Here is a 1587-nt window from a genome sequence, read left to right as displayed (position 1 = left end):
CGGCGCAGGCGGCGCGCAGCGCGCGGAAGGATGCAGGCCCGGTCCGGGTGCAGCTCGACCCGGCCGAATTGATCTAGCCCGTCGATAGAATTCATGGTGAACAAGCGCTTGCCATTCGAGGCGGCGCCGGCGGCGTACGGCGACCGCTACGTGAGAGGACTGCCCGTTGATCAGGCCCATCCGGCTCTTCGGTGATCCGGTGCTGCGCACCCCGGCCGAGCCGGTGACGGATTTCGACCTTGAGCTGCGCAACCTCGTCAGGGACCTCACCGAGACGATGGTCGACGCGCCCGGTGTCGGCCTCGCCGCGCCGCAGATCGGCGTCAGCCTGCGGGTGTTCACCTACCACGTGGGAGAGGAGCCGGGGCACCTGATCAACCCGGTGCTCGGGCTGGACGGCGAGCAGGAGGAAGACGACGAGGCCTGCCTGTCGCTGCCCGGCCTGGTGTTCCCGACGCCGCGCGCGCCGCGGGTCGTCGCCACCGGGTTCAACATGTACGGCGACCCGGTGACGATCGAGGGCAGCGAGCTGCTCGCCCGCTGCGTCCAGCACGAGACCGACCATCTCGACGGCATCCTGTTCATCGACCGGCTCGACAAGAAGCAGCGCAAGCTCGCGATGAAGGCCATCAGGGAAGCCGAATGGAACGGGGAGCCCGCCCCCGAGGTGAAGGTCTCGCCGCACGCGACCCAGCGGATCTCCTGAAGGGGCGGCCCTTTTCGTGCGCCTCGTCTTCGCCGGTACCCCGCCCGTCGCGGTGACCGCGCTGCGCGCCCTGCTGACGTCCCAGCACACCGTCGAGGCGGTCATCACCAGGCCGGACGCGCCGGCCGGGCGCGGCAGGCGGGTGGAGCCGTCCCCGGTCGCCATGGTCGCCGGCGAGCTGGGCATTGAGGTGCTGAAGCCCGTTCGCCCGGGCGATCCTTCCTTCCAGGAGCGGCTGCGCGAGATCGCGCCCGACTGCTGCCCGGTCACGGCGTACGGGGCGCTGCTCCCGCAGTCGGTCCTCGGCATCCCGCGGCACGGCTGGGTGAACCTGCACTTCTCGGTGCTGCCCGCCTGGCGCGGCGCGGCGCCGGTGCAGCACGCGATCTTGCACGGGGACGACATCACCGGCGCGACCACCTTCCAGATCGTCAGGGAGCTGGACGCCGGCCCCGTGTTCGGCGTCCTCACCGAGCCGATCAGGCCCACGGACACCGCCGGCGACCTGCTGGACCGGCTCGCCGCGAGCGGCGCGGAACTCCTGGTCGCGACCCTGGACGGCATCGAGGACGGCACCGTCCGCGCCCTGCCGCAGTCGGCGGACGGCGTCAGCCTCGCACCGAAGCTGGCCCCGGAGGACGCCCGGGTGGACTGGAATCTCCCCGCGCACCTGACCGACCGCCAGATCCGCGCCTGCACCCCGGACCCCGGCGCCTGGACGGAGTTCGACGGCGCCAGGATCAAGCTCTGGCCGGTAGCGCTGCTGCCGGACATTCCCGGCGCCAGCCTCGCCCCTGGCGAGCTGCGCGTCGAGCGCGGCGCGGTCCACGCGGGCACTGGCTCGCGCCCGGTCCGCCTCGGCGACGTGCAGCCCCCTGGCA

The 1587-nt window shown here is 72.4% G+C and carries 2 protein-coding genes; both read left to right on the top strand.

Annotation, left to right across the window (positions count from 1 at the left end; all coding sequences use genetic code 11):
• Positions 1-166 precede the first annotated feature (166 nt).
• The gene (def, locus tag WA805_RS19050) at positions 167-706 is read left to right on the top strand and encodes a peptide deformylase (protein ID WP_422281584.1); all 540 of its coding nucleotides are present in this window, start codon (positions 167-169) and stop codon (positions 704-706) included.
• A gap of 16 nt (positions 707-722) precedes the next feature.
• Positions 723-1587 (top strand): methionyl-tRNA formyltransferase (gene fmt, locus WA805_RS19045; protein WP_425243007.1); only part of this gene is annotated, 865 nt, incomplete at its 3' end.

Source organism: Trebonia sp. (assembly GCF_049794275.1).
GTDB lineage: Bacteria > Actinomycetota > Actinomycetes > Streptosporangiales > Streptosporangiaceae > Trebonia.
Note: the sequence above shows the minus strand (reverse complement) of the source record. Positions and strands in the feature narration are given on the sequence as shown.